Origin of the sequence: Cellvibrio sp., assembly GCF_039207905.1 — a bacterium.
GTDB lineage: Bacteria > Pseudomonadota > Gammaproteobacteria > Pseudomonadales > Cellvibrionaceae > Cellvibrio.
The window spans coordinates 167,410-176,208 of sequence record NZ_JBCECX010000007.1 but is presented as its reverse complement, the minus strand read 5'-3'; the positions used below and the strand labels follow the sequence as shown (position 1 = coordinate 176,208).

6 protein-coding genes are annotated in these 8,799 nt (G+C 49.9%); all 6 read right to left on the bottom strand.

Annotated elements, in window-relative coordinates:
* Nucleotides 1-549: sugar phosphate isomerase/epimerase family protein (locus tag AAGC78_RS06165; protein WP_435783175.1), on the bottom strand; the 549-nt coding region annotated here is incomplete at its 3' end.
* A 76-nt stretch (nucleotides 550-625) separates the two neighbouring features.
* Nucleotides 626-2,359 (bottom strand): GMC oxidoreductase, encoded by a 1,734-nt coding sequence (locus AAGC78_RS06160; RefSeq protein ID WP_435783174.1) that lies wholly within the window; start codon nucleotides 2,357-2,359, stop codon nucleotides 626-628.
* 76 nt (nucleotides 2,360-2,435) lie between these two features.
* Nucleotides 2,436-3,044, bottom strand: a complete 609-nt coding sequence (locus AAGC78_RS06155; protein WP_435783173.1) for a gluconate 2-dehydrogenase subunit 3 family protein — start codon at nucleotides 3,042-3,044, stop codon at nucleotides 2,436-2,438.
* 341 nt (nucleotides 3,045-3,385) lie between these two features.
* Nucleotides 3,386-4,129, bottom strand: coding sequence for an alpha/beta fold hydrolase (locus AAGC78_RS06150; protein WP_435783172.1), 744 nt, complete (start codon nucleotides 4,127-4,129; stop codon nucleotides 3,386-3,388).
* Nucleotides 4,130-4,159: 30 nt separating this feature from the next.
* Nucleotides 4,160-5,236: a DUF2817 domain-containing protein gene (locus AAGC78_RS06145; RefSeq protein WP_435783171.1), complete on the bottom strand. Its 1,077-nt coding sequence runs from the start codon at nucleotides 5,234-5,236 to the stop codon at nucleotides 4,160-4,162.
* Between the two features lie 84 nt (nucleotides 5,237-5,320).
* Nucleotides 5,321-8,584: a ligand-binding sensor domain-containing diguanylate cyclase gene (locus tag AAGC78_RS06140; RefSeq protein WP_435783170.1), complete on the bottom strand. Its 3,264-nt coding sequence runs from the start codon at nucleotides 8,582-8,584 to the stop codon at nucleotides 5,321-5,323.
* Between the last annotated feature and the right edge of the window lie 215 nt (nucleotides 8,585-8,799).

Below are 8,799 nucleotides of genomic sequence, written 5' to 3'. Positions count from 1 at the left end.
GTGTGAAGTACCGGTGCCGATAACATCCCACGGAGTTTTACCTTTTTCGCCGAGCATTTCTGGCTCGTGGTTATGGTAGCCAGTGTGCATGCCAAGTGGAGCCAATTTTTTCTGGATGGCTTCGAGTTCAGCGGCAACTACTTTGGCACCTTCTGGAGTGAAGGCACGTTGATCCATTGGGATAATCAAATATTTGCAGTCGATTGCTTTGTAGAATGCAACGGTTGCATCAAAGTTTTCTGGTGACAATTTGTCGAAGTGAACGTGCGCACCGGATGCTTTCAAGCCGGTCTTATCCAAAAATGCTTTCAGGCCTTTTGGATTATCAGCGTAAGCGCCGAAGTTACCTGCGAACTCAATACCCTGGAAGCCCATTGCTTTCAGTTTTTTCAAGGTGCCTTCAAAATCTTTGGCAACGTCATCTTTAATTGACCAAAGTTGCACGCTCAATTGCGGTGAGGTTGGTGCAACATCTGCTGCGAATGCCGATACGCTGATGCTGGTAATAGCGGCCATGGTCAGCGCTTTTATCGTTTTCGAAAGAGTCATAGTGTGATCCTTTTGTTGGTTTTCGTGTAAGTCGTTCGTTTTTATTGCGTAGTAGTAAGTGCGTCTTGTGGTTATATTAAATTTTGCCGAGCTTTAATTGCTGTACTGCATAATCAGCGGCGCGCGCAGTGAGCGCCATATAAGTCAGCGATGGATTTTGCGATGCGCTGGAGGCCATGCAAGAACCGTCGGTAACGAATAGGTTAGGCACATCGTGCGCCTGGTTCCAGCCATTGAGGACTGAGGTTTTTGGATCTTTACCCATACGGGCGGTACCCATTTCGTGAATCGCAAGACCGGGATGCCAATCTTTTTTCGCTTCGATTTTTTTCTTCACATCTTTGACACCAATGGTTTCCAAAATGTTCGCGCAGGTGTCGGCGATATCTTCAAACATTTTCCAATCGTTTTCTGATAAGTCGCATTCAATGTGCAGTTGTGGCATGCCCCATTTATCTTTCAGTGTCGGATGCAGGGAGATCTGGTTTTCATAGCGCGGCAGCATTTCGCCTGAACCGCCCAAACTGAATATCCAACTGCCTGCGCTGCGGATATTCTTTTTGTAGTCCACACCAAAACCATCGCGTTCGCTAAAACCGTTCCAGGCTTCACGCACTGCAGCACCGGTCAATTGGTAGCCGCGCAGGAAGTTGGGATTCATTTCGCTGTAGTTAGTAAAACGTGGCATCACCAAACCGGTGGGGCGGCGGCCAGAATAATATTCGTCGGTAAAACCTTCAACGCGGCCCGATGCGCCAGCACCGTACAGGTGATCCATTAAGTAATGGCCGAGTGCGCCGGAAGAGTTGGCAATACCTGTTGGGAAGCTCTCGCTTGTTGAGTTGAGCATAATTTGCGTAGTGCCGATGGTGGATGCACACAGGAAAATCACTTTAGCGAAATATTCGCGCGTCTCCATGGTTTCTGCATCGATCACCCGCACACCGGTAGCGCGATTACTTTTTGGGTCGTAAATCACGCTGTGCACAATGCTGTTGGTTGCAATCGTTAAATTGTTGGTCGCAAGTGCGGCGGGCAAAGTAGAGCTTTGGGTTGAAAAATAAGCGCCGAATGAACAGCCTTTTTGGCATTCATTACGCGTCTGGCATTGCACCCGCCCTTGCGCAGTGTGATGAGGTGCAGGCACCGACAAATGTGCGGTGCGGCCCATAATCAGTTTGCGGGTTTTCCATGTTTTCTCGATGCGCGCTTTCATTTCTTTTTCTACCGCGTTCATTTCAAACGGTGGTAAAAATTTACTGTCGGGCAAAATTTCGAGATTTTCGGTTGAGCCGCTGATACCTGCATGCAGTTCTACATGCTCGTACCATTTTTCAATATCTTTGGTGCGGATCGGCCAATCAACGCCGTGGCCATCCAATGCGTTTGCATTAAAGTCGTGTTCGGCCCAGCGATAAGACTGGCGATGCCAGAGCAGGGATTTACCACCTAACTGATTGCCGCGAATCCAATCGAAGGGTTTATCTTTTGGGGTGCTGTAGGGATAGTCTTTATCGTTGCCAAAAAAATGTTTGGTGGCATCGTTAAAGGCGTAACATTTTTTCTGCACGTAATGTTGTTCATCAACAACCGATTTTTCAACCTGGCCGCGGAAGGGCATTTGCCAAGCGGTAAGGCCTTCGCCGATATAATCTTTGCGGTGTTCAACTGGACGGCCGCGTTCGACCATCAGTGTTTTCAAGCCTTTTTCAGTGAGTTCTTTGGCAGCCCAGCCGCCCGAAATACCAGAGCCGACGACAATTGCATCATAAATTTCAGTGCTTTTGACGATATAAATATTTTTATCCATGGAGATGACTTCGCAAAAAAGTTAATGATCAAAACAAGTAAATAAAAGCGGGACGCAAAAAAAATGCGCTTTGCTTTTAGTAAGGCAATGCCCAGGCTTTGCCGACTTGTTTGAATTTGAAATCGCCTTTGTATCCGCCCGGAATAGGGAGATAAGCCAGCTCTTGGGTCGCGCCGATTTCCGACGTGTAGTAGCCAAAAGTGACCAGGGCTTTCAATTGTTTAAAGAATTTGCGGTCGTCTGCAGTAAAGCCGTTGCTGGCTTTTTCCATGTTGGTGAGGAGCTTGATTTGTTGCTCTTTGCTCGCGCTTAAAAACGGTTTGCCAAAGCGAGCTTTAGCGGAATCTTCAATTCGTTTCAGACCGGTAAGCAGGCTTTGTTGTTCTGCCGTGCTCGTGCAGTAAACGAGGTAGTGATTGATAAAGTCGTGTACGCCGGCGGCAATTGCACCGGGAGTATCGGTAGTGGGAATAATAATTTCGCCCAATTCGCGCAGTAGCGCTAATTCGTCGGCTGTTAACAGCGTTTTTTTGCTGCGTGATAAATCAGTTGGTTGACCGAACGTGGCCGCCAGTGCCGAAAGTGAGGTGGCGGAAAGTGTAAGTCCACAGGCAAGTGCAAGTTGTTTGATGGCATCGCGGCGGGAAACGCCAGCTGCGCCATGCGGTAGAACGGGAAGGGTCATGTGAGCCTCGAGCTTATTCTGGTGTTTGACTATCTTGTTATTTGGCTTGTGATTATTTAACCGATAATTGTCTAGCGCAGCCTTGACGGTTGTTCCCCGTTCTCTCCTGAGCGGGGTATACCTCTCCCTGACGGGAAATTGCATTGAAGTCTAGTTCCAGATCCCGTTAAGAGGGGTCAATATTTGTAAATACGTAATCGGTTTCACGCCCTTTTTACGGGGCTTATACGCATGTTTGACGGGGATATAAAGGATTGTAAGTTGGCGGGCGGATCAACCAATATGAAACAGCATAATGTGTGAGAGTAATTGCGATTTGCGTTGCCGGTAATGGCAGAGTGTTAGCTGTGAATCCACCTACTTATTTGGTTGGCCAGCCACTGCGGATTATCCATTGGTAAGTCGTGCCCTGCGCTGGGGTGATGGATAATTGGCCAATTAAATTGGCGGGCGATGGCATTGCTCGCCTGTACCGAAACCATGCGGTCTTGCTCGCTGGCGATAACTAGACCTGCCACGGCACAGGTTGGTTGGGGATGAAAACTGGCGGCCGCGCGTAACATGGTCACAATTGTTGCGCGCGTCACCGGGCGCTGCTGCTGGATGTTTCGCCAGAGATTGATGTGCTGTGTGTAATCGTCGCGGTTATTGCTGACCAGCGTGAGTACGGCCGCTTCGCGCTCGTTGCTGCTGGCGACTAGCGCGTGGATCATGCGCGGCCAGGCTGAGGGGCGCAGTCGCCACCATAGGGGTTGGTTGCCTGCGCTGGAGTTTATCAGCACCAGCCTGCGTAACTCCCGCGGGAAGCGCTGCGCCCAATCCAGTGCGACCATGCCGCCCATCGAAATACCCAATAGGTAAATTTCATCGCCGCGCGCTGCGATTACCTGGGTTTCGCTGCGTGCATGATCGGTCATTGCGGCGACCGATGTGAGTGCATCTTGATTGATGTATTTTCCACAACCGGGGAAATCCACCAGATGCAATTGGTATTCATCACCCAATACCTGTTGCAATATCTCAGGGAAATCCAGCCAGTGCGCTGCTTCGCGAGCCAATCCGCGCAATAAAATAAAATGCTTCATGGGAACCTCCTACGGCTTGAGAGCCCCTTTTTAAAACCACAGGCTCTTGGCGGTTTGGTTGAATATCCCCGTTTGTTTTTCATCTGGCAACCAATTTTTGTGATTGAGTGTTGCTGCCACAATAAAATCCAGTAGCAAAATGTGGCGACGCAGCACTCGCGAATGGCGATGCTGGATTTGCGGATTGAATAATCCCGCCATATTGAACAGTTGGCGCGGACTTTTTTTCACCCACATCCAGGAACCCATTTCCAGCGTGAGCGGTAAAAAATGCGGCTGGTTTTGCGCACGTGATTGATAGTAAAAATAATCCCACAAATCACCGTGGGATAAATAATGGATTGATTGCGGTTCAAATAAATAGGTGTGGTTGGGATAGGTGCGCTCCCAGAGTAATTTCAGCGCGACATATTGTGCGATATTGCCAATGGCTTTTTTGCGATACGCATGGGGAAACCACAAACGATCCTGCATGCCGAGCCCCGAATGCAAATCGAGTACTGCGGCAAACGGACGGTTGAAAATTTGCCGCTGCAATACTTGTTCAAGCGCAATATTTTCTGCTTCCATTTGCCCGCGTTTGCGCCCGCGATACCAGGGCAAAAATGGTCCGAGCCTGTGTCCGCCACCGAGTAGCGGCACGCGCCCTTCTGCATCAATCGGTGCGTTGCGATTCAAATCTACTCCGTTGCCATTTGCGCGTTGGTTTAAATACATCCCAGCGGGATTTAGGATTGGCAACAACACTAATTGGATGTGTGACAGCAATTGCTGCAAATGCTCATCCCAATTTAATCGCTCCAACAAGGTATGCAGCCAGGCAATTAATACCTGGCTGCCAATGCGTTCAATGCCGTGCATGCCGCCAGTCAGCAGCAATGTCGGCGCATCAGGTTTTTCGCTGCCAAGCGTGACGGAATAGAGCGGGAATTCGAGGGCATTATTTTTTAACAGGATTTCAGTGCGCGCATGCAGGTGTTGCGGGTACTGGCGAATCAGTCGCTCCAACTCAAGCAGCTCAGGGATTTTTTGTTTGAAATCGCGGCGCAATTCGGCGGTGCGCAAACTGGTTAAATCGGGCGAGGTAAGAATTTCATGTCGGGTCATAGCAATGCCGCAGGAATGCCGGGATGACCCAGCATAGCGGCTTTTTGTTGCAATTTTTTTGACAGTTTTATGACAGGGCTGCGCTTAGTCCCAAATGAGTTGATCTGCGTCGTCGGCGATAACGCCAAGTTCACTCTTATCAATCATGGCTTTTACATCGCTGGCAATGCGCTGGTGAAGTGAATCTACACTGGTGTTGTGATTGGCGACTAATCCTACGCTGCGGTTGCGGCCGGATTTTTTCGCGGCGTAAAGTGCTTGGTCGGCGATATCAATTACTTGCTCCCAACTCAATGCCATTGGCTGGCTTTGTATAAATGGGAAACTGGCAAAACCCATCGAGCAGGTTTTTTTCAAGATGCCACCATCTGGCAAAGTGAAATCATATTGCTCAATACTTTTACGGATTCGTTCTGCCATGAGTGGTGCTTCATCGCGATCGGCAAAACGGCTGACAATTAAAAACTCTTCGCCGCCCCAGCGCACTACACAATCGGACTCGCGGCAAATTCTCGTCAGCAATTCTGATAGCTGGATAAGCAATTGGTCGCCCGCGCTGTGACCATGCTGGTCATTCACCGATTTGAAGAAATCCACATCCAGAATAAAAAAAGTCAGGTCGCGTGAGGATTTTCTCTGTGGACGATTGGGTATCGGCGGTATGTGTTCGCGTTGCACTTTCGCGATATCCATCGGAATTAATTTTTGCAAATAGCGGCGATTATTTAATCCGGTGAGCGGATCAGACAAACTAATTGCCTCAAGCTGTGCGTAAGCATTTTCCAATTCACCATTTTTGTTTTGTAGCTCTGCCGTGCGCTCGGCAACTTTTTGTTCCAGCTCGCGGCTGATATTGCGCGCAGCGACTACTTTTTGGTTTTGGTTGCGCATAAACAATAACAACAGGCCAATTATTATGGCGGCATAAATACTGTAAGCCCACCAGGTTTTCCATGGCGGTGGCAGTACAATCAGTTGGATGCTGTGCCCTTGCTCGTTCCAGATGCCATCGTTGTTGCTTGCTTTTACGCGAAACTGATATTTGCCTGCGGGTAAGTTGGTGTAAAGCGCGGTGCGCTGGTTGCCCACTTCGCGCCATTTATCATCAAATCCTTCGAGCATGTAGGCGTAGGCATTTTTTTCCGGATCGCGATAATTCAGCGCGGCAAAGCTAAATGAAATCATCGATTGGGTGTAGTCCAGCGTAACGGATTTGGTTTGGTTGATGGAGCGAGTTAATAATTTATCCGGTCCGTTAATCGCGACCTTTTGGGTGAAGAGACGGAAGTCGGTAATCGCAATTGCCGGCGTTACATTGTTGCGGTGATTTTCGAGGCGATCCACATCAAAAAAATACAGGCCGTTGCGTGAGCCAAATGCCATTGAGCCCGAGCGTGTTGCCAGTGCTGCACCGGTTGCAATGCCGCCGATTAATTCGCCGTTGAAGCGCGTGTAATTTTTTACCGCGAGCGTGTCGGGATTAAAACGCACAATACCGTTGTTAGTGCCCAGCCACAGATTGCCAAAATGGTCCTCGATAATCGCGCGAATTCCCTGGTCGGCAAAACCATTGCTGGTGTCGTAGTGATTGAAGTCGTCAGTTTCAGGATGGTAAAGGTGCAAACCCATATCGGTGCCGAACCAAATGCGCCCTTTTTTATCTTCATGGATAGACAGCACTGAGCCGTTCGCAAGGCTGCGTGGATTTTCTGCGTCGGGGATATAGCGTTTGAACGTTTCCTGTTCGCGATCCATCAAGTTGAGGCCGTAGGCGGTGCCGATCCAGAAGCGACCTTTGGAGTCCTCGTAAGATACCCAGGCTACTGCGCTGGATAAACTTGCCGGATTATTTTCGTCGTGCGGATAAAAATGATAGCGGCCGGTTTTGCGATCGTATTTGGTCAGGCCATTAAAGTGGGTGCTGATCCACAGGTTCTGTTGGTGATCCTCGGAAACATTCCACACCATTAAATCGTTGAGTTTGTTTCCGGTTTTTTCGCCGCGTTTGCTCTGGTCCGGATCGACCGGGATGGTGTCGAAGCGGTCGGTAGCAGGATTGTATTTCTGCACCGCAGCACCCCAGGTGCCGAACAGCAGGTCGCCATATGAATCGGTGGTGCCGTTGAGGATGGCCGTAGTTGCAACGCGCGCGTCGGCGCCGGTATCGGGGCGGTAGTGAGTAAAGGTATCCGTCGCTGCATCAAAGCGCGAGATACCGCCCGAGCCAATCCAGAAGTGGCCGTTTTTATCTTCCACTATGGCTTCGACGTTATTATCCAGCGGCCCTTGGGTGATATTGGCGGACTTTTGGTAGACCTTGATTGCGGTGCTTGAGCGGTCGTAGATATGTACGCCCGATGGATAGGTGCCTATCCACAGGTCGCCGATTCGATCTTCATAAATGCGGCGGATGGTATTACTCACCAATTTGCCTGATCCGCCATCGCCCCGATCAAAGTGAATCCAGCTGTCATTGGTCGCGTCGTAGAGACTTATTCCTGCCCCATCACTGCCTGACCAAACCCAGCCATTGTGATCGATAAAAAGTTGGCGGGAAAAATTATTGCCCAGGCTGCCGGGGTTGTTTGGATCGTGTTGATAATGAGTGAATTGCAGGGTGTTACGATCCAGCCGATAAATCCCGTTGTCGCCACCTGCCCAGACCTGGCCGGCATTATCGATGGCAATTGTGCGCAGGCTATTTTCGAGCGCGGATTTGGGATTGGCAGGGTTGGGAATGTAGAGCTTGATATTGCGAGTAGCCAGATCCAATTGCGCAAGGCCGGTTTCCAGCCCCAACCAAGCGTTGCCCGCTTTATCGACCACTATATCGTTAACCAGATTGCTCGGCAGGGTTTGGGTCTGCTGGTTAAGGAATTCCAGTTTGCCAGTGGCAGGATTCAAGATGCAGAAGCCGTTGGCCGAGCCGATGAGTATGTCGCCGGTCAGGCTTTCAGCCAGCGCGTTGACGGCACCGCCTGCGGGGGTAATGTCATCCGACAGTTTTACCGGCACCAGGATTTCATGGTTGCGATCATAGCGATACAAACCTGAGCGAGTCGCCGCCCACAGGTTTTGGTTTTTATCCTCCAGCAGTTCCAGCACCTGATTAACCGCTTCCGTCTGGCTCAAGTCGGCTGGATCTTTCGCTGCTGGAATCGGCAGGAACTCATAACCGTCATAGCGCAACAGCGCGTTGCGTCCGCCCAACCACATAAAACCCTGGTAGTCCTGCAAAATCGCTTCAACCTCACCGAGGGCGATATCCTGATTTTGCATGATGTTGCGGAAATGGATTTTTTTGGGGTAATCAGTATGGTCGGAAGTGGTTTGCGCACAGACATTCACCGCGCAAATGCAGAGCAGCCAGCACACTAGCGTCCATCGATGTGAAAAACGATATGTGTCGCGCTCAAATCGGCGAAATATAGGTGCAGCCAAGGTTGCCGCAAGACATTGTGGAATCATTGTGTCGATGTGTAGTGGTCAGGAAAAGGATGTCCATGAGCCGGTCTCTAGTTTCCGGGTGACGGACTTTTTTGTTTATAGGTTTATGTATAGCA

What these genes read in the sequence shown, in the direction of transcription:
- AAGC78_RS06155 (WP_435783173.1), bottom strand. Translation starts at nt 3,044, where the DNA reads ATGACCCTTCCCGTTCTACCGCATGGCGCAGCTGGCGTTTCCCGCCGC.
- AAGC78_RS06160 (WP_435783174.1), bottom strand. Translation starts at nt 2,359, where the DNA reads ATGGATAAAAATATTTATATCGTCAAAAGCACTGAAATTTATGATGCA.
- AAGC78_RS06145 (WP_435783171.1), bottom strand. Translation starts at nt 5,236, where the DNA reads ATGACCCGACATGAAATTCTTACCTCGCCCGATTTAACCAGTTTGCGC.
- AAGC78_RS06150 (WP_435783172.1), bottom strand. Translation starts at nt 4,129, where the DNA reads ATGAAGCATTTTATTTTATTGCGCGGATTGGCTCGCGAAGCAGCGCAC.